At 56.4% G+C, this 26,156-nt stretch carries 23 protein-coding genes; 9 read left to right on the forward strand and 14 right to left on the reverse strand.

Annotation, left to right across the window (positions count from 1 at the left end; all coding sequences use genetic code 11):
- The first annotated feature begins 136 nt into the window (after positions 1–136).
- From panC to acs, 3 genes are all read left to right on the forward strand, one after another.
- Positions 137–1,021, forward strand: a complete 885-nt coding sequence (panC, locus tag HCU74_RS11390) for a pantoate--beta-alanine ligase (RefSeq protein WP_168450547.1) — start codon at positions 137–139, stop codon at positions 1,019–1,021.
- A 36-nt stretch (positions 1,022–1,057) separates the two neighbouring features.
- Complete coding sequence (panD, locus tag HCU74_RS11395; protein WP_168450548.1) at positions 1,058–1,438, forward strand: aspartate 1-decarboxylase; 381 nt, start codon at positions 1,058–1,060, stop codon at positions 1,436–1,438.
- A gap of 161 nt (positions 1,439–1,599) precedes the next feature.
- Positions 1,600–3,537 carry an acetate--CoA ligase gene (acs, locus tag HCU74_RS11400; protein WP_168450549.1) on the forward strand — a complete coding sequence of 646 codons (1,938 nt, stop codon included), beginning with the start codon at positions 1,600–1,602 and terminating at the stop codon, positions 3,535–3,537.
- A gap of 21 nt (positions 3,538–3,558) precedes the next feature.
- Here acs and HCU74_RS11405 read toward each other — a convergent pair whose 3' ends face one another.
- The 10 genes from HCU74_RS11405 to HCU74_RS11450 form a co-directional block, all read right to left on the reverse strand.
- The gene (locus HCU74_RS11405) at positions 3,559–5,325 is read right to left on the reverse strand and encodes an alpha-amylase family glycosyl hydrolase (protein WP_168450550.1); all 1,767 of its coding nucleotides are present in this window, start codon (positions 5,323–5,325) and stop codon (positions 3,559–3,561) included.
- The gene (locus HCU74_RS11410) at positions 5,322–6,545 is read right to left on the reverse strand and encodes a glycosyltransferase family protein (RefSeq protein ID WP_168450551.1); all 1,224 of its coding nucleotides are present in this window, start codon (positions 6,543–6,545) and stop codon (positions 5,322–5,324) included. Before HCU74_RS11410 ends, HCU74_RS11405 begins: the two co-directional genes overlap by 4 nt.
- Positions 6,546–6,597: 52 nt before the next feature.
- Positions 6,598–7,407: an HAD hydrolase family protein gene (locus HCU74_RS11415; RefSeq protein ID WP_168450552.1), complete on the reverse strand. Its 810-nt coding sequence runs from the start codon at positions 7,405–7,407 to the stop codon at positions 6,598–6,600.
- A 9-nt stretch (positions 7,408–7,416) separates the two neighbouring features.
- A complete protein-coding gene (locus HCU74_RS11420) occupies positions 7,417–8,301 on the reverse strand; it encodes a phosphoribulokinase (protein WP_246864613.1) in 885 nt (294 codons plus the stop codon).
- A gap of 284 nt (positions 8,302–8,585) precedes the next feature.
- Complete coding sequence (locus HCU74_RS11425; protein WP_168450553.1) at positions 8,586–9,071, reverse strand: FKBP-type peptidyl-prolyl cis-trans isomerase; 486 nt, start codon at positions 9,069–9,071, stop codon at positions 8,586–8,588.
- Between the two features lie 99 nt (positions 9,072–9,170).
- Positions 9,171–10,118: a LysR family transcriptional regulator gene (locus HCU74_RS11430; protein WP_168450554.1), complete on the reverse strand. Its 948-nt coding sequence runs from the start codon at positions 10,116–10,118 to the stop codon at positions 9,171–9,173.
- 140 nt (positions 10,119–10,258) lie between these two features.
- Positions 10,259–11,035: an SDR family NAD(P)-dependent oxidoreductase gene (locus HCU74_RS11435; RefSeq protein ID WP_168450555.1), complete on the reverse strand. Its 777-nt coding sequence runs from the start codon at positions 11,033–11,035 to the stop codon at positions 10,259–10,261.
- 100 nt (positions 11,036–11,135) lie between these two features.
- A complete protein-coding gene (locus HCU74_RS11440; RefSeq protein WP_168450556.1) occupies positions 11,136–12,332 on the reverse strand; it encodes a DUF1214 domain-containing protein in 1,197 nt (398 codons plus the stop codon).
- Between the two features lie 14 nt (positions 12,333–12,346).
- A complete protein-coding gene (locus HCU74_RS11445; protein ID WP_168450557.1) occupies positions 12,347–13,540 on the reverse strand; it encodes a sulfotransferase family protein in 1,194 nt (397 codons plus the stop codon).
- 362 nt (positions 13,541–13,902) lie between these two features.
- Positions 13,903–14,571, reverse strand: coding sequence for a TetR/AcrR family transcriptional regulator (locus tag HCU74_RS11450; RefSeq protein ID WP_168450558.1), 669 nt, complete (start codon positions 14,569–14,571; stop codon positions 13,903–13,905).
- Positions 14,572–14,632: 61 nt separating this feature from the next.
- Between HCU74_RS11450 and HCU74_RS11455 the strand changes: the two genes are divergently transcribed.
- Both HCU74_RS11455 and HCU74_RS11460 read left to right on the forward strand, forming a co-directional pair.
- Complete coding sequence (locus HCU74_RS11455) at positions 14,633–15,652, forward strand: hypothetical protein (RefSeq protein WP_168450559.1); 1,020 nt, start codon at positions 14,633–14,635, stop codon at positions 15,650–15,652.
- Between the two features lie 37 nt (positions 15,653–15,689).
- Positions 15,690–16,874, forward strand: a complete 1,185-nt coding sequence (locus tag HCU74_RS11460) for a sulfotransferase family protein (RefSeq protein WP_168450560.1) — start codon at positions 15,690–15,692, stop codon at positions 16,872–16,874.
- A gap of 12 nt (positions 16,875–16,886) precedes the next feature.
- Here HCU74_RS11460 and HCU74_RS11465 read toward each other — a convergent pair whose 3' ends face one another.
- Positions 16,887–17,693 (reverse strand): SDR family oxidoreductase, encoded by an 807-nt coding sequence (locus HCU74_RS11465; RefSeq protein ID WP_246864614.1) that lies wholly within the window; start codon positions 17,691–17,693, stop codon positions 16,887–16,889.
- A 49-nt stretch (positions 17,694–17,742) separates the two neighbouring features.
- On the opposite strand from HCU74_RS11465, the gene HCU74_RS11470 reads away from it, so the two are divergent.
- Positions 17,743–18,165, forward strand: a complete 423-nt coding sequence (locus HCU74_RS11470) for an MAPEG family protein (RefSeq protein WP_168450561.1) — start codon at positions 17,743–17,745, stop codon at positions 18,163–18,165.
- Between the two features lie 18 nt (positions 18,166–18,183).
- Here HCU74_RS11470 and HCU74_RS11475 read toward each other — a convergent pair whose 3' ends face one another.
- A complete protein-coding gene (locus HCU74_RS11475) occupies positions 18,184–18,993 on the reverse strand; it encodes an SDR family oxidoreductase (protein ID WP_168450562.1) in 810 nt (269 codons plus the stop codon).
- Between the two features lie 123 nt (positions 18,994–19,116).
- Complete coding sequence (locus HCU74_RS11480; protein ID WP_168450563.1) at positions 19,117–19,647, reverse strand: lipocalin family protein; 531 nt, start codon at positions 19,645–19,647, stop codon at positions 19,117–19,119.
- Positions 19,648–20,005: 358 nt separating this feature from the next.
- On the opposite strand from HCU74_RS11480, the gene ggpS reads away from it, so the two are divergent.
- The 3 genes from ggpS to HCU74_RS11495 all read left to right on the forward strand — a co-directional run bounded on the left by ggpS (position 20,006) and on the right by HCU74_RS11495 (position 24,373).
- Positions 20,006–22,288, forward strand: a complete 2,283-nt coding sequence (gene ggpS, locus HCU74_RS11485) for a glucosylglycerol-phosphate synthase (RefSeq protein WP_168450564.1) — start codon at positions 20,006–20,008, stop codon at positions 22,286–22,288.
- An 86-nt stretch (positions 22,289–22,374) separates the two neighbouring features.
- Positions 22,375–23,820, forward strand: a complete 1,446-nt coding sequence (gtfA, locus tag HCU74_RS11490; protein WP_168450565.1) for a sucrose phosphorylase — start codon at positions 22,375–22,377, stop codon at positions 23,818–23,820.
- 151 nt (positions 23,821–23,971) lie between these two features.
- The gene (locus tag HCU74_RS11495; RefSeq protein ID WP_168450566.1) at positions 23,972–24,373 is read left to right on the forward strand and encodes a GFA family protein; all 402 of its coding nucleotides are present in this window, start codon (positions 23,972–23,974) and stop codon (positions 24,371–24,373) included.
- A 12-nt stretch (positions 24,374–24,385) separates the two neighbouring features.
- On the opposite strand, the gene pgi is transcribed toward HCU74_RS11495, so the two are convergent.
- A complete protein-coding gene (gene pgi, locus HCU74_RS11500) occupies positions 24,386–26,029 on the reverse strand; it encodes a glucose-6-phosphate isomerase (protein ID WP_168450922.1) in 1,644 nt (547 codons plus the stop codon).
- Positions 26,030–26,156: the final 127 nt, after the last annotated feature.

Consider the following 26,156-nt stretch of genomic DNA (forward strand, 5'->3'; position numbering starts at 1 on the left):
CTCAGAATATGACCAATTTTGTCACTCATTTTGAGCATCGGTGGACAGGTCGCCAGCCCGCAGATGGAGCGGACTGACTTCACAGCAAACTGCCTTCGTTATTCCAACGAAGATCGAGATTGGGAAGTTGGGTGGTATGAAAACATACAGCACAGCCACAGCACTCCGGGCCGCGATTTCCGCAGCACGCCGCGCAGGAAAAACTGTTGCCTTCGTCCCGACGATGGGAAATCTCCACGAAGGTCATATTGAACTTGTGCGCCGCGCCCGCCGTGAAGCTGACGTCGTTGTCGTCAGTATTTTCATCAACCCGCTGCAATTCTCTGCCAGCGAGGATTTGAGCACCTACCCCCGCACGCTTTCCGCTGACAAGGAAAAGCTGTTTGCCGAGGGTGTTCAGTTTTTATTCCAGCCGCCGGTTGAGGAAATCTATCCCGAAGGGATGGACAGCCACAGCAAGGTTTCAGTTCCGGCGATTTCGGAAAAACATTGCGGAGCCAGCCGACCCGGCCACTTCACCGGCGTCGCCACCATCGTCAATAAACTGTTCAACATCGTCCAGCCCGATGTTGCCGTGTTTGGCGAGAAAGATTTCCAGCAACTCAGCGTCATCCGCAAGATGGCCCGAGACCTGTGCATGCCGATCAATATTATTGGTGTTGCCACCGCCCGTGCCGAAGATGGCCTGGCCCTCAGCTCGCGCAATGGCTACCTAAGCGAGGAGCAACGGCAAATTGCACCGGTATTGCACCGCATTCTGCAAGAGACTCGCGAGGCCATCGCCTGCGACTATGACAGTTACAGCGTGCTTGAAGCACACGCCGAACAGGTATTGCGGGACGCCGGCTTTGAGCCCGACTACTTCAATATCTGCGACGCCCGCAGTCTTGGCGAAGTTAGCCCGGACACCGAGGAAGTCGTGATTCTGGCCGCCGCCAAACTTGGCAGCACCAGACTCATCGACAATGTCACCCTGACCATGAATCCCAGCGCAGACTGGGGTATGCTGGCGGCTAATTAAGCCCGCTACTGAGACCGAAGAGAAAGGAACAGCGTTATGCAGTCCGTTATGCTGAAAGCCAAACTCCATAAAGCTCGTGTAACCCACGCCGTATTGGATTATGAAGGCTCCTGCGCCATAGATGGAAAACTGCTCGACATGTCGGGTATCCGTGAGTTCGAGCAGATCCAGATCTACAACGTCACCAATGGCGAGCGGTTTACCACCTATGCTATTCGCGGCGAAGACAACAGCGGGATTATTTCGATCAATGGCGCAGCGGCACACAAGGCCGGCGTCGATGACACGATCATTATCTGCGCCTATGCCAGTTACACCGAGGCCGAGTTGATCAACTTCAAGCCGCGCTTGATCTACATGAACCCCGACAATACCGTCAGCCACTCCAGCAACGCCATTCCCGTTCAAGTCGCCTGACGCAAGTGCGGCCGGCTTTGCCGGTCGCGCCTCCTCCCTCCCGATACAGAACCAACCCCCTGCCGATACGGTCTTTATCCCAAAGGTCGTCAGCGTTATGCTGAGCGTCACCCATTGGCAGTGCGCCTCAACAAAATTCATAAATCGCGACAGGATGCTCTATGACAAGCTTCACGCCCCACCCCGTGCCCAGCGAATTTGCCCGCCACGCGCATGTCGACAAGGCGCGTTATGACGACATGTACCAGCGCTCTCTTAACGACCCTGACAATTTCTGGGCAGAGCAGGCGAAGACCTTTCTGAGCTGGGACACCCCCTGGCACACCGTATGTGACTACGATTTTCCCAAAGGCGAAGCGCGCTGGTTCGACGGCGCAAAGCTCAATGTCAGCTACAACTGCATTGACCGCCACCTCGCGACCCGCGCCGATCAAGTCGCCATAATCTGGGAGGGCGACGACCCCGCCCACAGCCACAACATTACCTACCGTCAGCTCCACGAGGCCGTATGCCGCCTGGCCAATGTGCTGAAAACCCAGGGCGTCGGTGCCGGAGACCGGGTATGTATCTACATGCCCATGATCCCTGAAGCCGCCTATGCCATGCTCGCCTGTGCCCGCATTGGCGCCATACACTCTGTCGTATTTGGCGGCTTCTCTCCCGAGGCCTTGAAGGACCGTATTCAGAACGCTGAATGCAAGTTACTGATTACTGCGGACGAAGGCATACGCGGCGGTAAAAAAGTGCCGCTGAAGGCTAACGCCGATGTCGCGCTGGCCGAATGCCCCAGCGTGGAAAAGTGCCTGGTCGTATCCCGCACCGGCGCCGACATTGAATGGCAACAGGGCCGCGACCTCCGCTACGACGTGGAAATGGCTGCGGCAAGCAACGACTGCCCAGCGGAGGCCTTCGACAGCGAACACCCGCTGTTCATCCTCTACACCTCCGGCTCCACCGGCAAGCCCAAGGGTGTGTTGCATACCAGCGGCGGTTATTTGCTGCACTCGGCAATGAGCCACAAATACGTTTTCGACTACAAGGACGGCGAAGTCTTCTGGTGTACCGCCGACGTTGGCTGGATCACCGGCCATAGCTACATTGTGTACGGCCCGCTGGCAAACGGCGGGACCACCCTGCTGTTTGAAGGTGTGCCAACCTACCCTGACGCCTCCCGTTGCTGGCAGGTGGTGGACAAACACGACGTGAGCATTTTTTACACCGCCCCCACCGCCCTGCGCGCCTTGATGGGCGCCGGCGATGACTACGTGCAGCGCTGCTCTCGCAGCAGCTTGCGCCTGCTCGGCACCGTAGGCGAGCCCATCAACCCCGAGGCCTGGGAGTGGTATCACCGCGTCGTGGGCGATGGACGCTGCCCCATTGTCGACACCTGGTGGCAAACTGAAACCGGTGCCCATATGCTCACCCCCCTGCCCGGCGCAACAGCAATGAAACCCGGCGCAGCCACCAAGCCCTTCTTCGGCGTGGAGCCGGTGCTGCTCGACAATGAAGGCAACGAACTGGAGGGTGCCGCCGAGGGTCTACTGGCCATCAAGCGCTCCTGGCCCGGCCAGATTCGCAGCGTCTACGGCGATCACCAACGAATGATCGACACTTATTTCAGCACTTACCCCGGCTACTACTTTACCGGTGACGGCGCCCGTCGCGACGCCGACGGCGACTACTGGATCACTGGCCGGGTCGATGATGTACTCAATGTGTCCGGCCACCGCATGGGCACCGCAGAGGTCGAAAGTGCGTTAGTGCTTCACGACAAGGTCGCCGAAGCGGCTGTGGTCGGCTTTCCCCACGACATCAAGGGCCAGGGAATTTACGCCTACGTGACCTTGATGAATGGCGTTGACGGCGACGACGCGCTCATCGCCGAGTTGATTGCCCTGTGTACCAGAGAGATTGGCCCCATTGCCAAACCCGACCAGATCCAGTGGGCGCCGGGACTGCCGAAAACCCGCTCAGGTAAAATTATGCGCCGGATTCTACGCAAGATCGCCGCGAACGAACTGGATACCCTGGGGGACACCTCTACTCTGGCCGACCCTTCGGTGGTGGAAGACCTGATCGCCCAGCGCAAAAATACCTGAGAAACAAACCCTCCGCCGCACTCAGTGGCGGCGGGGATAGCGCGCCTGAAACCAGCAATACGCATAGGGGGGCAGATTTAAAACGCCCTGCTCCCCGACTACCTCGCTACCACTGAGCAGCTCTGTCCAGGTCAACTCCGCGTCGAGGTTCAGCTCCGACAGCGATATCCGCTGTGGCTCGCCGCTGATGTTGTATACCGCGACAATCGTCTGCGGATCGCGCAAATCCTTGCTGCGACTTTCGCGGCGAATACCGAACACCTGCTCGCCAAGGTGCAGAGGGTATTGGGCGGCATTGGGATGGAAAGCAGGTTGTTGGCCTCGAAGCGCAATCAGTGCCTTCAGCTCATCCAGAATGCGTCGGTGATGGTTGTCCTGCGACAAAGTATCGCGCAAGGTATCAAGCTGCCACTGATGGCGATTGATAGCGCGATTGTGGCCGGTATGTTCCAACCGCTTTTCATCGTTTTCAGTGCTGAGCAGGCTGTGAATATAAAAGGCAGGCAAGCCCTGCACTGCCAGCATCAGCGCATGGGCGCAGACAAAGCGCGCCTCCTGAAAACCGTCCTCTCCCCGCTTATTACTGCGGCGCATGGCGTCGAATAGACTGATATTGATTTCGTAGGGGCGGTTTTCGCCATTGCCCAAGGCCCGCCACGACACCCGCCCGCCGCTCTGCTGCATCAATGCCACCAGCTCGTCAATTTCGCCGTCGCTCAGCAAGCCCTCCGCCGGGCGCAAACCAATACCGTCGTGGGAGGCGATAAAATTAAAGTAAGTAGTGCCGTCCTGCGCCGCCGGCATACCCATCATCCAGTTTTTCAGAGCGTGGCAGTTCTCCGTGACCATTGTGTTGAGCAACAACGGCGGCAGCGAAAAGTTGTAGACCATATGGGCCTCATTGGCATTGCCGAAGTACGCCAGGTTTTCGCGCAGGGGAATATTGGTCTCGGTGATTATGATGGCGTCGGGTACCGCGTGTTCAATCACGCTGCGCAACAGGCGCACCACCTCGTGGGTCTGCTCCAGGTTAAGACAACTGGTGCCCACGTCTTTCCACAGAAATGCCACCGCATCCAGGCGGAAGATTTTGACCCCGTGGTCGAGGTAGTGGCGCACAATACGAATAAACTCCAGTAACACCTCCGGATTGCGAAAATTCAGATCGACCTGATCGTGACTGAAGGTACACCAGACATGTTTTTTCCCCTCCAGCGTTTGCACTTCCGCCAACAGCGGACTGGTGCGAGGCCTGACCACCGCCGACAGATCTGTGTCGGGGCTTTCCTCAACAAAGTAGTTCAGCCCTGGGTGTTTTCGCTGTTTGAAATTTTCGAACCACTGACTGCGCGCCGAGCAGTGATTAATCACCAGGTCCGCCATCAAATCAAAGTCACGCGAAATAGCGGTGATGTCCTGCCACTCACCCAGTGACGGATTGACCTCGACATAGTTGATAACCGAAAAGCCGTCGTCGGAACTCCACGGATAGAACGGCAGTATATGCACACCGCTGACCAGCCCCTTCAGCTCCTCACGCAAAAAGGTATGCAGGGTATGCAGCGGCCATTCGCCCTCTTTGATCAATGAGTCGCCGTAGGTAATGACCAGACAGTCGCTCTCGTCCCACAGATTTTTATGGGCCTCGGGAAGAAAGCAGCGCTGCTCCAGTCGCATAATCTGCTCGATAGCATCCACCAATGCAGCGTTGTCCTGAGCGGGATATATCACCGCCAGATGACCCGCCAGGCGTTGCTGTAAATGCTCCCGCGCGGCGACATCACTCATTGGCTGTACTCTTCACAGTCGGCCGCCACCGCCAGCATCAGGTCGTCCTGCAAACCCGGCTCGGCGCTGGCCACCCGGTTCCAGCTGGGAATAAAAGGGGTTTCCATGGGGTTGTCCAGAAAGGTGTTACCGGCCTTGACGATATTGCCTGCAAACAGCTCTACCGCCTGTTCCTCGCCGTGCAAATCCAGCTCAAGGCCATTCATCACCGCATCGTTGCGGTAACTCTCGATAAAATCCAGCGCCACGCGATAATAGGTGGCTTTGATCGAACGGAAGGTTTCATTGGTAAACACCACCCCGTTGGTCGCCAGCTTGCGAAAAATGGCCTTGCTGATATCAATCGACATTTTCGACAGGCCGCCGCTGTCGTCTCCCGCCGACAGAGATTGGTGCTTGTGGTCATAAGCGTCGGCAATATCCACCTGGCACAGACGGTTGGTCGAATAGTTGCGATACATTTCCGACAACACGCCGATTTCCAGGCCCCAGTCACTGGGAATTCGCAGATCGTTCAATACATCCTTGCGCATGGAGAACTCCCCCGACAGGGGGTAGCGATAGCTGTCGAGGTACTCCAGATATTCCAGGTCGCCAAAGATTTTCTTCAACGAACGAATCAGGGGAGTCACCAGCAAGCGACTCACCCGACCGTTTACCCGACCGTCGGCAACACGGGAGTAATAGCCCTTGCAGAACTCATAGTTAAAACCGGGGTTGGCGATGGGATAAAACAGTTGCGCCAGCAGACGGCGATCGTAGGTGAGAATATCGCAGTCGTGCAGGGCAATAGCCTCGGCTCTGCCCGAACCCAGCACATAGCCCAGGCAATACCAGACATTGCGCCCCTTGCCGGCCTCCAGTGGCGCCAAACCCCGCTCCTGCAAACGCTGGTCTATCGCCTTGAGTCGCGGTCCGTCGTTCCACAATACGCGGTGACGCTGGGGAAGCCGCGAGAAAAAGTGAAGGGCGTGTCGATACTGCTCCTCGTTGGCCTGGTCCAGACCGATGACAATTTCGTCGATGTAGGTGACCTTGGCCAACTCATCAATAATATGGTTCAGAGCAGGCCCTTCCAGCTCCGAATACAGTGACGGCAGCACCAGCGCCATAGGTCGCCGCAGCGAAAAAGCCTCCAGCTCCGCCTCAAGCTGCTCAATCGGTCGGTCGACCAAATTGTGCAGTGTCGTAATAATGCCGTTTTGGTAGAAATCACCCATCGCAGTTGCGCTTCCTTAATTCATTGTTATAGATCGTTAAACGCCCAAATATTCAGGGCGATAAAATGGCCCGCAGCGCCTCATTCCAGCCGGAGGGGCCATAGCCTTCGGTGATAATAACCTCGCCACTTGGCGACTTGATGACCGGCGGAACATGGTGTGGCGAACGCACCACCACGGCAATATCGGCGGCTTGTAGCATTGCCACATCGTTGTGACTGTCTCCCAGTGCCACCGTTAGCGCTTCACCCTCAGGATCCAGCACTGCTGCCAGCCACTGCATCGCGGCGCCTTTGTCCGCTGCGCCCATAATATGGATAAAGCGCCCTCCTTTGAGCGCCTGTAAACCGCTATTGGCCAAGCCTTCGGCAAAGCGCTGCCAGTTGTCGTCGCTGTCCTGCCACAGAATTGGTTCCGAGAAATGCCGATCCAAGGCCAGGCTCGCTTCATTTTGGTGCAGACCACAGACTTCACTCAGCTCCTGCGCCGTCATATCGGCAAATCCCCGAAAACGAAACCCGTAGACTTCCCGCCACCGAGCCAGCAGGGCGAGGATATCGCCCCGTTCCGGGGCAAAACGCTTGCAGCGCATACCATCGACCCATTCCAGTGCAATATCGTTTCTCCCACAGCCCTCGGGGAAAAACACCGCTGCGCCGTTTTCGACAATAAAGGGGTGGGGATTGCCCAGTTGTTCCCGCAGTACCGCCAACTCCGCCCGGGTTTTGCTGGTATTGAATACCCAGGGAATTTCCCTTGCTGCCAGCAGACGCATGGCCTCGGCAGCGGGCGCGAAGGAATAAGTGTCGTGATCCAGCAGGGTGCCATCCAGATCAGTAAATACGAGATAGGAATCGCTCACCAATACCCCTTATTGCCGCGTTCGCATTTCGACCACATTGCGGTCAACATCCAGTCTCATCACACCGTCAGCCGTAATCGGCAGCTCACGTAAACTGTGCTCGGTCAGCCGCTGATAGTAACTGACAAAGCGGCCCACAGCCTCGGCATCCATTGCGGCGGCCTGCCCACGACGCGCGGCAAGGCGCTGCTCCTGCTCCAGCCGCCACTCAGCCACACAGGCGAAGCCCGGCGCCTCCAGCATCAACAGGTAGTCAATGTGGGCGAACCATCGCTGGTACTCGTGGGCCAGCATGTCGTTCACCCGCTGGCGCCAGCGCCCCTCAGCGTCTTCCAGTCGCTCCAGTTCATTCACCGGCGGCACAAGCTCATCGTCACTCTGCGGCAGCGCGCCAACGCACCAGCCTTCAAAAATTACCACGTCCACTGGCCCCTGCAGACGACTCCACTTTTCCTCGGCGAAGCGGTCGTCGGCCAATTTATCGAAGCGGGGCACCGGCAAGCTCTCGCCTGCCCTCAGAGCCAACAGCTGCTGCAAGGTCTCCACACCCAACCGAACATCGTGGGTACCCGGCACTCCCCGGGTCGCGAATAGTGGGTGCACCAGCTCGGCCATCTCCTCGCGCTCGGCGCGGCGCAGATAAAAATCGTCCAGAGACACCACCGCCACCGACAGTCCCCGCCGCCGCAGATACCAGGCGAAATACCCCGCCAATGTTGATTTTCCGCTTCCCTGGGCACCGTGAATGCCCAGCACCCGCAAATCACCACTGCGCATCGGCTTTTCCAGGGCGGAGATAAAGGGCTGAAAATACGCCGAGACCTGCTCGGAATAACTCGCGGGCAGCCGTTCTTCGGCTAGAAATTCTTCAATACCATCAATTACTTCGGCCAATTTCAGCCTCCTCAGCACTCTCTTATTATAGTAAGCAGGTTTCTTGCCAACCCAGGTTTTCCGCCGAAACCAACAGGCTCAGCGGCAAAGCGATGCAGCTTTTGCTTCAGCGCTATAAAAATAGCGTAGCAGCAAAATCCCGCCGACGGCGGCAGGTAACTAATTTCTTATGGCGCGAAGAAGGCGACAGAATGCCTGTCAGGCATGAGGGAAGGAATAACGGGGATAAGTAAGGGATATTTAAGGGGTCTACGACCCCTTAAGGGTATCGAGCACTTATGCGATCAGTGCTGATGTCCGCCGGCACCGTGAACGTGGCCGTGCTCAAGTTCTTCTGCGCTGGCTGCACGCACCGAGTCAATAGCAACGTCAAAGTGCAACACCTGACCCGCCAGAGGGTGGTTGGCGTCAACAGTGACAGTTTCATCGGTCACTTCCTTGACCACAACCATCTGAACCTGACCGCCCTGACCCTGAGCCTGAAACTGCATACCCACTTCGATCTGGTCTACACCCTGGAAGGCCTCACGGGGCACTGCCTGGATCAGTTCCGGATTCAGCTCGCCATAGGCTTCACCTGGCTGAACGGTTACTTTAAGTGCATCGCCTGCGGCTTTGCCCGACAGCTCGTTTTCCAGACCTGGAATGATGCCGCCGTGGCCATGCAGATACGCCAAAGGCTCCTGGCCTTTGGACGAATCAATTTCCACCCCATTGTCATCGGTTAGGGTGTAGTGAAACGCCACCACGCAATCATTGGCAATATTCATGGGAACCTCCCGTTAAAATGAACCGGTAAGCATGACAGCTTTATATGACGAGGTCACGTTCGCGGGCGAAATTGACGCGGATTATCGCGATTTTCGCCCCTAGCCGTGGGCGATCATTTCCTGCCCCATCTCGACGATTCTGCGGCGCAGCCAGATATGCCCCGGATCATGCTGCAACAGCGGGCTCCAGGCCAGTTTCAGCTCGATGGGAATAATCATAAAGGGCGGCTTGCGCACGGCCAGTCGAGGGTCGTCCACGTAGAGTTTGGCCACCTGAGTCGGCAGTGTCGCGATCAGATCGGGGTGGCGCGCCAACAGCGCCGCCACCTGATAATGGCGGGTAAACACGCGAATCTGCCTCTCGTGGCCGACCTCCGCCAGCGCTTCATCCACCCAACCCAGGCGCTGGCTGTCGCGATGGCTCATACCGCGACCTACACCCATACCGGTCTTGCTCACCCAAATATGGGGAGCCGCCAGAAAGGCGTCCATATCAAAGTTTTCCAGCGCTTTATTCTCGCTGCTCATCAAGCAGGAAAAGCTGTCGCGCCACACGGTGGCCTGGTGAAAGGACTGGGGCAAGCGGTCGAAGCGGTTCACCGCCATATCGATTTTGCCCTGCTCCAGGTCCTGAAAGGTCACATCGGAAGGGGTCAGAATATCCAGGGTAATATTGGGGGCCTCGTCCCGCAGCTTGAACAACAGCCGGGTCAATAACGTGGATTCCGCATAGTCACTGGCCATAATGCGAAATACTCGGCTGCTTTCCGTCACCTCAAAGTCCGACACCGGCAATACCGCCTGCTCCACCGAGGCCAGAATATTGCGGACCTGGGGCTGCAATTCCAGCGCCCGCTCCGTCGGCGTCATGCCCTCGCTGGTACGCACCAACAGCGGATCATTGAACAAATCCCGCAGTCGGCGCAGGCCGTTGCTCAATGCTGGCTGGGTAATACCCAATTGCTCCGCCGCACGGGTCACATTCTTCTCCCGCAGCAGCACATCGAGATAAACCAGAAGATTGAGATCGATGCGCGACAAATTCATGACCGAAATACCCCTACCCATTTAAATAGGTATGAATTATGACGGTTTATTGTTCATTCGGCCAGTGTTTGCGCAGATAACATTCTCCGCGACGAGCCCGGGCAACCGGCGTCACATTCCGGCTGTCCGAGCCGTTGAGCTTAAGCCAACATAATATTGTGGCCGTAATCGACGGGGAGCACAGCACCGTTGATAAAACTTGAGGCCTCACTGCACAGCAGCAACAGCGCCCCCTCAAGCTCTTTGACATCACCGATGCGCTGGGAGGGTAGCCGCGCTACTTCCGCCTTGCCCTGCTCCGTCTCAAAATACCAATCCACCATTTCGGTCATAAAATAACCCGGCGCGATCGCATTGCAGCGAATGCCGGTGCCAAACAGGTCCGCGGCAACTTGCTTGGTCAGCTGATTCAGCGCTGCTTTCACGCTGCCGTAACAGGGCACATTTTTCAGTGTCTGCATACCGGTGATGGAGGTGACATTGACGATGCTGCCGGTTTTGCCCGCCGCTATGCGCCGCTTGGCAAACTCCCTGGACATGCGCATGGTGCCGGTGAGGTTGACGTTCACCAGATTATTCCACTCATCATCCTCGACATCGGGGAAGGGCTTGAATTGAATCTGTCCGGCGTTGTTCACCAAAATATCCACACCGCCGTATATTTCAGCGGCCTGTTCAAACACATTATGAACACTTTCGGTGTCGCCGATATCCAGCGCCAGAGCAACCGCCTCTCCGCCCGCCGCCACAATCTCCGCAGCAACTTTTTCAATATGCTCAACACGCCGCGCGGCGCAAATCACCTTCGCCCCGGATTTTGCCAGTGCGTGTGCAAAGGCGACCCCCATTCCACTACCAGACCCGGTGACCAGGGCAACTTTGCCCTCATTGCTAAACAGTTCGTTTAAGTATGACATGTCATGTTCCTTTGGTTTTAACGTTATTGTGTTTCGGCAGAAGTCGCCGCGGTGACTATTCACGGCCTGACTTTATTACCTGCTCATTAATTGAGTCTGCTTATAAACAGCCGCGTCGAATCACCGACTCGTGCCGACGACGCAACTGTTCACTGCGCTGCTCAGCGGAAATGCTCCGTTCGTGTTCGGAAAAATATTCAGCGATGTCAGCCAGTTTTACCCGCTTCACACTAGGCACAGGTACCGTCTTCGCTCGGAAGTAACGCGCCGACAGCAGCCCAGTCACATGCCCCGCCAGATCAAGCCAATTGTCCACACCCGGGTCGCGATGGCTAAGTACTGCGCGAAACACGCCCTCGCTATCGAGCACCGCCTGGTGGCCGTTGATCGAGGTCTGGCGCAGAGCCCAGTCTCTGGCGTCCCAGTAATGGCTGTATAGCTGTACGCTCCAATACTCAGCCTTCGGCGGCACTACTTCGATGATCAAAGCCTCATCTTCGGCACACTCATAGGCCATTTTTCCATAACGCAGTTCAGCCCAACCGATAGATACCTCATCAAAGACCATCGTATTGCCGGGATTGGCGTAATAACTCTTCACCTGTTCAGCAAAGAAATCCGGCAAATTTCTCAGCCAGTCAAGCAACAAACGGCTGCGCAGCGCCAGACTTTCAGCTGTACAGGGTGGCGCCGGATAGCGCGCGTGATCCCTGCTGATAATCACCTCAGCGGGCGATTCCGTGGCCCAGTCGTAGAAGTACTGCCGGAAAATAATATCGCCGTAACCTTGGGGAATTTTTACCCAGTTTCCCGGCTGTTCCCGGTGGCTCAGGACGATCTCGATAGTGCCATCGTCGTCGACGGCAAAATCGCCGCAGCGGTCGTAAATTTGCCAATCACCGATATGGGCGAAGTGGCCGACACGGGTTTCAATATCCAGCATATGGGCTGAGCCACGCCGCCCCTTGATGCGATAAACATAGTCACCGTGAACCGGCGCCCACTGATACAGGGCGTCAGCCGCGGGCAGGCCATATTGAATACGCGACGACAGGAATTTGAACAGTGTCGGGTATTCCACATCCCAGCACTCCATCGTCATCGGAATCGCCCCGGCGATCAGCCGGGTTAAATAGCGCACACCTTCGGCGCGGGTCAGGTCGTCAGTCACTCTGGGGTCAGCCCACACAATGCCTTCCAGCTCGCTGACCGCCTGACTCAATGCCCGCCAGATTTCAGGGGTGTGACCGCTTACGGCAGGCGTATTCTGCCACGCCGCCAATATTGTGTTTGTCATGGTCAGCCCACCTGTTAACCGAACAATTTCAGGTATTCGGCAAAGCGCCGACGGATCTCCCCAGCCTCCAGACCATACTCCTCCAGGGTGTAGTCATAGGCCCCCCAGTGATTGGCCGGGCGTCGATTGTCGTAATCCCGACATCCGGCAATCGCATCTTCGGTAAGCTCCCGACCGGCCTTTTCATAAACTCTGCCAATAACCGCGATGGGGTCAGCACAGATTTCCTCAAAGGTGGCATTAACGATTTGATCCAGCGGCAGCGTGTCGCGCACTTGCAAGTACCGATCGGTCAATCGCGCCCAGTAGTCAAACCATTCGCGGCCTACCTCAACCGGGTCGATTTCGTCGGTGGTGGTCCGGCGCAGCTCGTGAATCGTGGTTGCAAAGGACGGCACCGTTTTCACCGGATCGCGATGGCAATGCACTACTGTGGCGTCGGGGAAGAACTCAAACAGGGTGTCGAGATAGCCAACATGTACCGGCGATTTCATAATCCAGGGGCGGCCCCGCGCTCCGCCATCCTGCCACTGCAGGTACTGCATCATTTCAAACAGAATTTTATAGGTGGGCCGAGGATCACAGGACATGGAGAATTCACGGAAGGTCGGCGCGCGGGCGAGCATCGCCGACACCGAACTTTCGAAGGACATCTCCATAATGAACAGCTCTTCGTCCGGCTCTTCCGCTTCCATGGGATGTCTGGCCATCCAACCGGGAAACTGGGTTCTGAAGGTGTCTTCCACCACTTTGGCAAAGGCGATACGGCCCTCAGGCTTGCCCGGAATTTCATCGGGAAAAGGTGCCGGGTTCAACAAGCGCCAGACTTCCAGACGCTGTACACCGGGGTCGCCGGACATCACTCGCTGCAGCTTGGAGGTACCGGTGCGGGGTAATCCCACCACAACAATCGGAGCCACGATTTTTTCATCGCGAATTTCCGGGTGTTTTTTTACATCGTCGATATAGCGCAGTCGGTTCACCAGCAGGCGGAGAATTTCCTGCGACTGACCAATGACACCGCCTTCGTGCAAATTCGCCTCTTCGCGCAACGAGGCCGCGAGCACTTCCAATCCATTAACAAAACCCAGGTCACCAAAGTCGCTGAGCCCGGTGGCGTCAGTGGCCGCCGCCATCAGATCATCAACGTAAAAGGGAATGGGTTCCGGCATTGCGTCAACAGCTACCTGTTCAGCATTATTTGTCATAGCTAATTCCATCGTTATCGTTAGTAGTAGGAAATATTTTTATAAAAATTCAAACAGGGATTATTGGCGCGCGCTGGCGCCGCTACGTCAGCAAATACTTTCAGTCCCTGTACACCACTAAATATTGCAGCAGCATACCGATGACAACAAGGAGATTCAGGTCAGCTTTGAAACCCCCGAAAAATCATCGCAAGCAATTGAATAAAAACGATTTTTATGGAGATTAAAATCAGCGTTTATATTTTTAATGATACCGAAGCGGAAAAATCGAAGCTTTCCATTAAGCATTGGCACTTTGCGACTGGATTTGCGATTTTATATTGAGTAAGTTATCGATAAATACAAAACAAGAATGAGCAGAGTTAGCCTTCTACCGAAAAAATTGCGCAACACATTCTTGCCAGCATTTCACGAAAGCTATCGTCGTCAATGAAATCGGCATTATCGGAGACCAGCGAGTACACCATGAGTTGCGCAGCGCGACCGAGGGCATGTACATGCATCATGTCGTGCGCAGACGGAATAAAATCAGAGCAGGACTTTAGCCTGTCGTAGATAAATTTTTCAGTGGAGTCGTTCGGTGCCAGATTGTTATCCAGCTCTTGCCATGCGTCCCAGAAGCCCTTGTGCTCGAGCAGCAGCGTGCGATCAATTTCGAGAACTCGCCGATGAATCTCTATCGACCAGTCGAGCAGCCAATACACAAAGGACTTGACCGTATGCTCCTGCTCGCCGGGAAATTCCCGATAACCTTTAATGTGCATGTCTCGAATAACCACTCGATAGACCTCAAATACGATGGCATCGAGATTGGGAAAGTATTGATAAATAGACGACTTGGGTATGCCGGAAACCAGTTCAAGAGAGGTTGTCGACAGACCACTGCGACCGTGCTCCAGCAAAATCTGATGGGCCGCATCGACAATGGCATCGACAACTTTTTTCGACCTGTCCTGCTTGGGTCTACGGCGCATGGCCTCACTGGGGCGAATCAGTTCGTGCTGTTCAACGGTGTCATTTTTGTCGTACATGCCTGTTTTCAGCCTTTTTTATTAATAGTTATATCAACGAAAACCACCGGGAAATACTACCATGAATTCATCAGAAATTTCGCCGCGCATCGCCATCTATGGGCTTGGCTTTGTCGGCCAGCAACTGGCCGGCTTTGCGCTGGACCGCGGCTGGCCGATCGTCGGCGCCTATAACCGCGCCGGAGACAAAGTCGGGCAAGATCTGGGACGCTTGTTGGGTCGCGAGGCAATAGGATTACAGGTTGAAGACTGCGACCTCGCCGACTACAGCCGACTGAATGCCGACGTCGCCTTTGTCGCGGTATCTGACCGGCTGGAGGTTAACCTTCCCGCCTACCAGCGCTTGATGGGCAGCGGTGCCAACATTCTTTGCCACGGCGCCGAGTCCTGTAACCCCTTTCGCTGCAACCAAGAGATCGCCCAGCAGATTCAAGCTCTGGCACTGGCCAAGGGCGTGACCTTCACCGGCGGAGGCATCTGGGACATGACGCGGATCTGGGCGGGCATTCTGTCGGTCGGCCCCAATACCCATATCGAGTCGATGACCCATACCTCTCATACCGACATTGGCCGCCAGGGCGTGCACTTGCTTCGCTTTTGCGGTGCGGGCCTGTCGCTAGAGGAGTTTGCCCGCAGCGACGTTGCCGGTGCCGGCGGTTTGGGCGGCATCGCCACCATCCCCCCGCTCTGTGTCGTCGATGCCCTTGGACTGGAGGTCACCCGGATCGACGAACAGGTGGAAGCCATCGTGTGGGACGAGGATCACTACAGCCATTGGCTGGAGAAAACCCTACGCGCCGGCACCGTAGTGGGGACGCGAATGAAAGTGGACATTGCCACTCGTCAAGGCATTACCGTAAACGCCTGCCTGGAGTACAGAGACTTCAAGGAGGGTGAAGCCGAGCACATGGCGTGGAAGGTTCAAGGCAAGCCCAGCATGGAGGTCCGCGTCACCCGCGAGGTGTCTCACATGGCCTCGGCCAGCAGCCTGTTCAACCGCACACCGGATGTTATCGCCGCCGCACCCGGCATCACCGAATTGTGGAAGTACCGCCCCCTCAGCCCGAGCGCACTCACTTGAAATTGAATACCTGAAATTGCATAAACGGAGTTTGACTATGAATGCACCATCGGTGGAATTGACCCAGGCCCTGAGCGCCGACGCGCTCATCGCCGAGGCCCGGCAACTGGCAGGTCTCAATGATTTCGGCAGTAACGAGTTTTACGAGCCCCTGAAAAAGTTGCTGGAGTGTGTACCCCTTGGGATGACTCCCCACCCGGAGGGGCTGGCCAGTATCCAGGCAGATATCGTCCGTTGTCTGGTCAATCGCCTGCGTTTTCAGGCCGACCTCACCACCCACCCGGAGATTCTCGACGAGGATGTGGAAGATCCCATTATCGTGCTGGGCCTCGGTCGCTCCGGGACCACCAAAATGCAGAAGATTCTTTCCTCCCCCGACAATGTTCAAAAGGCCCTGTTTTGGCGTTTATGGAACCCCGCTCGCTTTCCGGGCAACAATGCGCACTCAGCCAGTGCTGACCCGCGAATTGCCGCTGCGGGCACCTCCAATCTGGTCGCCACCGACGACCCGAATATTCACGCCGCCCACCATATGGAAGAGAAAGAAGTCGATGAAGAATGGCTGCTGTATACGCTCACCTTCGACGACTGGATATGGAACCAACTGCTGTTTATGCCGGAATACTTCGACTGGGTTCGACAGCGACCCCGTGAGCAACCCTTTGCCTATGTCAAATCACTGCTCCAGTATCTGCAATGGCAGGATGGTGGCAAACAGGATCGCCCCTGGGTGATGAAGGCCGTTGGCTACCTCGCTGACATGGAGCCACTGATGGCCTGCTACCCCCGCGCCACTCTCCTGCATACCCATCGCGACCCGCTGCAAACCATTCCCTCCTGGGCCAAGTTTGTCAGCGCAATGTGGGCAATGCGCGGTGACCCCATCGACAAGGAGCGCGTGGGTCAGGAAGTGTTGCGCTACTGGGGAATGGCAATGGATCGATACCTGGACTCACGGCGACGTCTGCAACTGGATGAGCGCATTGTCGATGCCCGCTACGAAGATGTCCGCAGCAATCCTATGAGTATCGTCGAGCGGGTCTACCAACGCGCCGGGCGCAACATAACGCCCGCGGCGGCCACGGCAATGGCCCAGTGGCACAATACCAATGAGCAGGGCCGCTTTGGCGTGCACCGCTACTCGCTGGAGGAGTTTGGCTTGAGTGAAGCGATTATCAATGATCGTTTTGCCGAGTACATCGACCGCTTCATTCAGCGGTAGTGCACCTCTGGCTCAGGTCATTTTGGCCACCACCGACAGCGGCAGGACTTTCATCAGGCCACCCATTAGCACCCAGGGCCAAGCGGGTACCATTGCCTCACCGGGCTCCCGCTCAATGGCCTTGATCAGCGCTCGACAACCGGTATCGAGATCAACCCGCAGCGGCGCGCGCTTTAAATCGCGATTGATGTCGGTAAGGATAAAGCCGGGCAACATACAGCTCACCGCAATGGGCGTGCCGAGGACGTCGGCACGCAGCCCCTCGGTCAGAGTGCGCAAACCCGCCTTGGTTGCCGCGTAGATATTAATCGAGCGGGGCATACCGCGCAGGGCACTCATCGACGAAATGGTGACCAGGTGGCCACTGTTTTGCGCGCGAAGGATCTCCATCGCCGCCTCACATTGCGCCAGGGCAGCAACGAAATTGGTTTCAGCGGTACGCAGGTTGGCTTTGAAGTGGCCGGTGCCCATAGACGCCCCCTTACCCATCCCCGCATTGACAATCACCCGATCAAGGCTTCCCAGCTCGTCACGGAACTCGCCAAACACCTGAAACACCTGCTCGTAATTGCAGACATCCAATTCCTTTACCAACACCGTCACCGAGGGATGGGCCGCTTCTATGTCAGCCTTTATGCGCTGAAGGTTGTCGGTGCGCCGAGCGCACAGAGCAAGATTGCAGCCCTTGGCGGCAAAGGCTCTGGCCATACCCTCGCCCAGACCAGAGCTGGCACCGGTAATTAATATATTCTTGCGATAAATGGCTTTTCTGAACATGTCTTCCCCGTTATTAAAAATAGTGTTCCAGTTGCTTTTCATCGCCAATCCCGCCTAGCATCAACACACCAATAAAAGCAGGAGATTCACCATGTCGAACTCAGCAATGATCGCCCCGATTTTCACTCTGGTTATCTGGAGCCTGGTGGTACTGGTCTGGATGGCCACCGTGCGACTACCGGCCATTAAAAAAGCTCGCCTCGGCCCCACCGCCGGAGAGCGCACCAGCGAACTGGGCAATCTTCTCGACAAGCGCATACAGTGGAAGGCGGATAACTATAACCACCTGATGGAGCAACCCACTATTTTCTATGCCACCTGTCTTGCGCTGATCGTCATCGGACAGGACAGTGGCCTGAACCTCTACCTCGCCTGGTTCTACGTTGGCTGCCGCGTCGTCCACAGCCTGATCCACTGCACCAGCAATATTGTTATGGCGCGCTTCAGTGTGTTTCTAATCAGCAGCATCGCCCTCACAGTGCTCGCGGTGCGTGGTTTACTGGCCGTGGTATAACCCCCCGGCTGCGCGGCCTCAACTGCGGTCGCGCATCATGCCCTGTGTCTGTTTAAGCATCAGTGCCCGATAGTGCCGGAACGGCAACAAACGCTTCAGTCGAAACAGCCGACGACTATCGGCGTGGGGCAGAATATGAAAGTCCCTGCGCACCACTCCCTTGTAAACTCTGCGAGCAATTTCCTCCGCGCCAAGCTTTGCCTTGTTCACCAGCTTGCGCGTCATCAATTCGCTGCCGGCATCCGAAGCCCGCACCGATTCCGCCAGATTCGTGCGGAAAAAACTCGGACAGACCACCGACACAGCGATATTATCGCGATCCAGCTCAATGCTCAGGGTTTCCGACAAGGCCACAACTGCGGCCTTGGTCGCGCAGTAAGAAGACATCTTTGGCGGATGGATCAAACCCGCCAACGAGGCGATATTCACCAACTGACCACCCCCCTGCTCCCGTAATAACGGGGTGAACACCTTGCAGCCGCGCACTACCCCCAGCACATTGATATCCATTACCCACTGCCAGTCATCCAGAGAGAAGCCGTCGATAGTGCCCGCGGTAGCCACCCCCGCGTTGTTGATGACAATATCGACACCCCCCCATTCCTGCTTAAGCCAGTCAGCGGCACTTTGCAGGTCGCTCTCCTGCTGGACATTGCAATGGAGATACTTGGCTTTGCCGAGTTGCAACAACTCCGTTTCGGCCTCCAGGCCGCGCTCGTCGTTGATATCGCCGATACATACGGCGTAACCTTCTTTGGCGAAACATTCCGCCAGGGCTTTGCCCAGCCCGGAGGCGCCACCGGTTATAAACACACGTTTTTCAGACATAGCACTCCCGATACTTTTGCGAATGATAATGGGGCATTGGCCACCATACCGCCGACGAATTTTTCATCCTAATTTATTTAACGACCCTCTGTTATTTAGCAGATGAATGCGCAGCGCGGCGGGTCAGTGCAAGGCCGCGTTGCTGTGCTCGACAAAAATCAACCCCCGTGTATCGAAGCCCAGCTCCCCCGCCGACATCCTGAACCGTTCGATCACCTCCGGCGGCACACTCGGCGTACGCGACAACAGCCACAAATAATTTGTGTTTGGCCCGGAGACAAAAGCGTAGTCGTAGTTCTCCCGCTCCAGCTCAAACACAACATAGGAACCATAGAACGGGCCGAAGAAGGACACTTTCAAATATCCCTCGTCGGCCTTATCAACCAAAAAGGCCTTGCCCTCGGCACTTTGCCACTGCTGGTCCGCCGCAGAATAGCCGCGATTCACTACCTCAACCCTCCCGCCGCTGCCCAGCGTGTATTCGGCCGTTACCTGCTCAAGCCCCCGCTCGAAGGAGTGATCCAACCGGGCGATTTCATACCACTTGCCCATATAGCGATGAATATCGAAGCCCTTCACCGGGGTGACACCCTCAGGCATACCCAGGCACCCCGCCAACAACAGTGACACCAACCCAACCACACTTCTTCTCATTATTGCTTGCCCTCATGGTGAACCCTGCCCTCTCGCCATTTTAGTGCATCAGGCAATAACTGGCCTCAAAGCTGTGCACAAGGACAGGCCAACACGTGCTTTCTCCCCTGGCGCGCCGATGAATATCACTGGTACACATCTTGCGTTCACTCGAGTACAGGAAAAAAAACGTCAACAGGCACTTCAGTGCATGTGCTGTTTCCTGGACGGTACGCTAAACCTTCACTCCGAAGTGGTTGATTGGCAATGCGAGCGTGGCCCTGCTGGGTCAGGGTCACTGGATCTCGCAGAATCAAGGGCCATCCGGCTGGTGCTATCACGCTGTGCCGGAGGCTCACATCACCACAGGGAGCCATGAATGTTACTCGCCACCGATCTCGATGGTACTTTTCTCGCAGGGGACGCCGACAGCCGCGCCACACTGTATCAACTTATCGCCTCGCACCCGGAAATCGATCTGGTATTTGTCACCGGCAGGGGATTGGAGTCGGTAATGCCACTGCTCTCCGACCCCTCTATTCCCAAACCAAGCTATATCATTTGCGACGTGGGCTGCACCGTTGTCGATGGCGAAAGCCTGCAGCCCATCCACACACTGCACACTGCCATAGATAAACGCTGGCCGGGTGAACATGTAGTAGAAAAAGCCCTGCAACATATTCCGAATATTTCCCGGCAAGAGGTGCCTCAGGAGCGGCGTTGTTCCTATTTCTGTGATCCCGGCGCGGTTACCAACGAGGTACGCGCCATTGTCGAAAATCTCGATTGCGACCTGCTTTACTCCGCAGGGCATTACCTGGACGTGCTGCCCAGGGGCATCAACAAAGGCCGAACACTCACCGCCCTGGTCGACTTTCTGAACATCGAGCGCGAACGGGTACTGGTCGCCGGCGACACCCTCAACGACCTGTCCATGTTCCAGCAGAATTTTAACGGCGTATGCGTGGGTGAGTCGGAATCGCTGCTACTTTCCGCCACTACCGACTTGCCCCGCACCTATCATGCCACTGGCCCGGGTTGCAGTGGCATTCTCGAAGCGATTTCCTATTTCGGCTATCTCGGCCCCGTCAGCATCGCCAATGAAATAGGTGAAGCCAGTGAAACCGGCAAGTCCGACCTGGTGATTGTATACCACCGCCTGCCCTATGAAGAATACGACGACAAGGGCATCATTCGGCGGCGGCGCCCCCGGTCCCCCAACGGCATCATTCCAACCCTGCTGAGTTTTTTCGCTGACAACCAAAAGGGCTCCTGGGTAGCCTGGTCACAACACGATGCTGACGAAGACAGCTTTGAAATACACACCGACGTTGACCGCGATGCCTACCCCAATTTGAGCGCCGCACGGGTGCCACTCTCTGCCACTGAGGTGGATATTTTCTACAAGAAATTTTCCAAGGAAGCCTTCTGGCCGACACTGCATACCTTTTGGGAGCGGGCAACCTTTCACGAAGAACACTGGGAAGTGTTTCTGGAGGTGAATCGCAAATTCGCCGAACGCACCGCCGCAGAAGCCGCCGAGAGTGCCACGGTATGGATCCACGATTACAACCTGTGGATGGTGCCCGCTTATTTGCGCGAGCTTCGCCCCGACGTCACCATCGCCTTTTTCCACCACACCTACTTCCCCTCAGCGGATGTGTTCAATGTACTGCCCTGGCGACGGGAAATCGTCGGCAGCCTGCTGCAATGTGACTACATTGGCTTTCATATACCGCGGCAGGCAGAGAATTTTGTCGATGTTGCCCGGGGTGTCATGCCCATTGAAATCGTGGAGCGCATGAACTGCGCACCGCGCTTTTTCACCTACGGCTGCGCCGTTGGTCTCGACGAAATGTCGACCCGGATCAAGGTCAACGACCGCATTATCGGCCTCGGTGCCCATCCGGTCGGCTTGGACATTCAGCGCGTCGAAAACGTATTGGGCCAACCCGATGCACAGCAGCGCATGTCCACCCTGCGCAACGAGCTGCAAGGCAAGCGACTGGTGTTGTCAGTGGAGCGACTCGACTTCACCAAGGGCATACTGGAAAAGCTGGGGGCCTTTGAACGCCTGCTCACCGACCACGGCGAATTAAGGGAGAAGGTGACGCTGATGATGATCTGCGTTCCCGCCGCCCGGGGCATGACGATCTACGAAGAGCTACAGGTGCAGATCGAACAGACGGTTGGGCGCATCAATGGACGTTTTGCCACCATGGGCTGGACGCCAGTGCAATTCTTCTTTCGCGCCCTGCCCTTTAATGATCTGGTCACGTATTACGCCATGGCTGACGTGATGTGGATTACCCCCCTGCGGGATGGTCTTAATCTGGTCGCCAAGGAGTACATCGCCACACAGGGCCTTACCCAGGGGTGCGGTGTGTTGGTGCTCTCGGAATTCGCCGGTGCCGCCGCAGAGCTTCGCGGCGCGATTTTGGCCAACCCCCACGACCCACGGGAACTGGCCAACACCTGCTATTTCGCGCTGTCGATAAGCCGCGATGAGGCCAGAAGCCGACTGGCCGAGGGTTTCGACATCGTAAAACGCTATGACATCGCCTATTGGGCCAACGACTTTCTCGACTCGGTACAGCGCTGTGCCGATGGCCTCGACGCCGCCACCAGTCCAGCGGCCACGAACAACAAACAGGTTGCTTAAGCTACGCGGGGATCGAGCAGGCTCCTGCCACAGTATCGACAAGGGGCTTGCCACAGCCCCTTGCCAACACCATCAAAGAGGCCACTATGTCACTGCGTAACACTATTCAGCTTATCTGTTATCCCAACCGCCTCGGCGACAATCTGGCGGATCTTTACACCGTGCTCGAAACTCATTTTCACGACGCCGTGGGCGGTGTGCATATTTTGCCCTTCTACCCGTCAAACGCCGACGCGGGTTTTTCACCGCTGACTCACCACGAAGTCGATCCCGTTTACGGCGACTGGGATGACATCGAACGCATCGCCGCGAAGTATGATATTTGCGCCGACCTCACCGTGAACCATATCTCCGATGCGTCCCCGGAGTTTAGCGACTTCGTCGCCAAGGGCTTTGCTTCGGAATACGCCGACCTATTCGTCAACGTTGACAGGTTTGGCGACATCAGCCCCGACAACATGGCAAAGATCCATATCCGCAAGGAGAAGGAACCCTTCCGCACCGTCAACTTTGCCAGCGGCGGCAGTTGCCGTGTGTGGTGCACCTTTACCGAAAACCAGATCGACCTGAATTACGACTCACCGCTAACCTACACTTTGCTTGAAAGTTATATACGCACGCTAACCAGCCACGGGGTAAAGTTGCTGCGCCTGGACGCTTTTGGGTATACCACCAAGGAAATTGGCACCAGCTGCTTTCTGGTCGAGCCTCAGGTGTATCGAAATCTGGAGTGGATCAACGAAGTCGCCTTTAAATACGGTGCCGAGTGTTTGCCCGAAGTTCACGACCACACCAGCTATCAATACGCCATCAGCCGACGCAATATGTATTGCTACGGCTTCGCCCTGCCGCCGCTCCTGCTGTACTCCCTACTCGATGCCAACAGTGTCTATTTGAAAAACTGGCTGCGTATGTGTCCGCGCAATATGGTGACCGTACTCGACACCCACGATGGCATTTGTATTCCCGATGTCGAGGGCGTCTTACCCGACGACCGGATTCGCATACTGATCGACAATATCGACGCCCGCAGTGCCGATCCGATACTGCGGCGTTCGGCGGCAAATATTCACAGTGTCGGCGCCATTTACCAACTCACCTGCACCTTCTACGACGCATTGATGCAAAACGACGATGCCTATATCGCCGCCCGCGCCATACAGTTTTTCGCCCCCGGTATTCCCCAGGTGTACTACGTGGGCTTGCTGGCTGGCTGTAACGACAACGAACTTATGGCCGCAACCGGCGAACTGCGCGACATCAACCGTCACTATTACAGCTTGCAGGAGGTCGCCGACGCGGTGCAAACCCCGGTAGTACAGCGACTACTTACCCTGATGCGTTTTCGTTGCAGCTACCCGGCCTTCGATGGCCACTTTGAATTGAATTATTCCAACGACAGCAGCGTCGCCATGGCCTGGCGCCACGGCGACTACTACTGCCGATTATTTGTCGATCTCAACTTCAACACCACCCAGGTGAGTTACCGCGATGTGGAGAACGCCATTGACCGGGATCTGGAGATCGCGTGATGTCCGTGAAAGCACATCCCGGTCGCAAGGCGACCGACACAAATATGGGCGAGCCCCACGTTAACCTTGACGACATGGAAACAAGGCGTACGCTATACCCATTGCCACCCGGCGAACCGTAATTCGCCCATGTTCATTCAAGGAGAGAGCCATGAAAGGAAAATGTCTGTGTGGGAATATTGAAGTCGAAGCGGCTGACACCCCCGATCTGGCCCTTTGCCATTGTTCGATGTGTCGGCGCTGGTCTGGTGGGCCAATGTTCGCGGTCCATTGCGGCGCAGACGTAAACTTTCACGGAAGCACTCCCACTCGGTACAGCTCATCAGACTGGGCTGAACGGGGTTTTTGCCCTAACTGCGGCACCCACTTGTTTTACCACTTGCTTCCGAACAACGACTATATTCTACCCGCAGGCCTGTTCCAGGATCAGGGCTTTGAGCTGGCTACAGAGGTTTTCATCGACGAAAAGCCGTCCTACTACGAATTTAGCAACCAGACCGAAAAGCTGACCGGGCAACAGGTGTTTGAGCATTTTTCAGCGGAGGGCCAGTAACCCCCCGCTCACTCACTTCGATAAACTCTTCACCAGGGCCAGCAGGCCTTGGGTGGAGCCATCGTGGCAGCCCACCGGCGCCCCTGGGGCCAACTCCGGCAAAATAAGCGATGCCAGCTGCTTACCCAGCTCCACACCCCATTGGTCGAAGGAATTGATGTTCCAGATATGCCCCTGACAAAATACTTTGTGCTCGTACAGGGCGATAAGACTCCCCAGTACTCCGGGAGTCAGTGAGGCATAGACCAGGGTATTACTCGGACGATTGCCGGGAAAGCTTTTATGGGCGAAAAGGCGTTCCTGTTCCGCTCCTTCGATGCCGGCACTTTGCAACTCAGCCCTGAGCTGCTCATCGGATTTACCGGTCATTAACGCTTCGCTCTGGGCAATGACATTGGCCAACAGAATATTATGGTGCTCGGGGTCGAGGTCGTCCGCACGGGCGGCCACGAGGAAGTCGCAGGGAATCAATTCCTGACTCTGGTGCAGCAACTGGTAAAAAGCGTGTTGGCCATTGGTGCCCGGCTCGCCCCAGATAATCGGCCCGGTGGCATAATCGCAAGGGCGACCATCCCGCTGCACCGATTTACCATTGCTTTCCATATCGAGCTGCTGCAAAAAGGCAGGCAGTCGGTCAAGGCGTTGGCTGTAGGGCAGAATCGCGTAGCTGTTGGCACCGAAGAAATTGCGGTACCAAATACCCAGCAAGGCCATTAGCACCGGCATGTTTTCCTCAAGAGGGGCAGTGCGAAAATGCTCATCCATGTCGTGGGCACCCTGCAACAGGGCGGTAAAATTATCCATTCCCACCGCCAGGGCAATCGGTAGCCCCACCGCCGACCACAGTGAGTAGCGCCCACCAACCCAGTCCCAAAAGCCGAATACATTCTGCGGATCAATGCCAAATTCCGCCGCCAACTCAGGCTTGCTGCTCACCGCAACAAAATGGCTGGCCACTGCGCTCTGATCCTTTAAGGCCGCCAACAACCAACGCCGGGCTGTTCTGGCATTGGTCAGGGTTTCCTGGGTGGTAAAGGTTTTCGAGGCGACGACGAACAGCGTTGTCTCGGGGTCGAGGGTCGCTAGAATATCCTTGCTGTGGGCGCCGTCGATATTGGAAATAAAATAGCTGCTCAGCTCTGGCGACTGGTAGGCCTGCAGCGCCCGGGTGACCATGACCGGGCCGAGGTCGGAACCGCCAATGCCGATATTCACCACGCTGCGTATTGCCTTGCCGGTGTGACCGCGCCACTCGCCACTGCGCACGGCGTTGCAGAACACCCCCATGCGCGCCAATACGTCACGCACCTCAGGCATCACATCGTGGCCATTGACCCGCACCGGGTTTCCGGAAACATTGCGCAAGGCGGTATGCAAGACTGCCCGCTTTTCGGTGCAGTTGATTTCCTCTCCGGCGAACATGGCATCTCTGCCCGCTTCGAGCCCGGTCCTCCGGGCCAGTTCCAGCAACAACGACAGTCCCCGCTCATCCAACCGGTTTTTCGAGTAGTCGAGGAACAGGCCACAGGCCTGTAAGGAAAAACGGTCGAAGCGTGTCGCGTCTTCGGCGAACATTGCCGTCATCGTACGTGTTGCCAGTTCCTGCTGATGGGCGGCAAGCTGTTGCCAAACCGTGGAATCAGTGAGATTCGCCATCGTCATTATGATGTCCTTGTTTATATTCCGCAGCCCTGTCACGCCGCGTGTCCGTGCTTAAGCCGTTATTCCTCGGCATTTTCATTTTTCGTGCGTTCCGGCGCTCCATAGCCGCGCCTCGCAAATC

Origin of the sequence: Spongiibacter thalassae (assembly GCF_012272835.1) — a bacterium.
Classification (GTDB): Bacteria; Pseudomonadota; Gammaproteobacteria; order Pseudomonadales; family Spongiibacteraceae; genus Spongiibacter; species Spongiibacter thalassae.